This window comes from Planctomycetota bacterium, from assembly GCA_039819165.1.
Classification (GTDB): domain Bacteria; phylum Planctomycetota; class Phycisphaerae; order Phycisphaerales; family UBA1924; genus JAHCJI01.
Map to the genome: position 1 here is coordinate 1 of JBCBSM010000034.1, position 504 is coordinate 504.

The window sequence follows — 504 nt, forward strand, 5'->3', positions numbered from 1 at the left end:
CGCGGGCCGGCGCCGGGGCGCGGGATTTCGTCTATGTGCCGCTTCAGGGCGCGCTCGGCTGGCGCTACCCGCACCAGGCGGCGCGACCGCTCGACATGCTCGACCACGTGCTGGCCGAGGAGCGGGAGTTGCCGGTCGTCGCCACGCTCCACCCGAAGTGGCGCTATGCCCCCTGGGAGCGGGCCGCCCTCCGCCGGCGGCTGGCGCGGGAGCCGCGGCTAACGCTCTCGGAGGAGCCAATGGAGCGGCTCCTGCCCCGGGCGGCCTATGTGGTGGCGGAGACCTCGGCCGTCGCCTTCCTCGGGTTCTTCCTCGGCAAGCCCGCGGTCCTCTTCGGCGCGATCGACTTTCACCACATCGCGGCCAATGTGCGGGAACTGGGCGTCACCGAGGCCTTCCGCCAGGTGCGGGAGACGCGCCCCGACTTCGACCGCTACGTCGCCTGGTTCCTGCAGGACCACGCCCTGAACACCGGCGCCCCCGACCTCGAGGCCCGCATCCTTG

Annotated in this window: 1 protein-coding gene; it reads left to right on the forward strand. The window is 73.0% G+C overall.

From position 1 onward, the window contains the following. Positions 1-35: 35 nt before the first annotated feature. The coding region (locus AAFX79_13910) for a hypothetical protein (protein MEO1009649.1) at positions 36-504 on the forward strand (469 nt) is incomplete at its 3' end.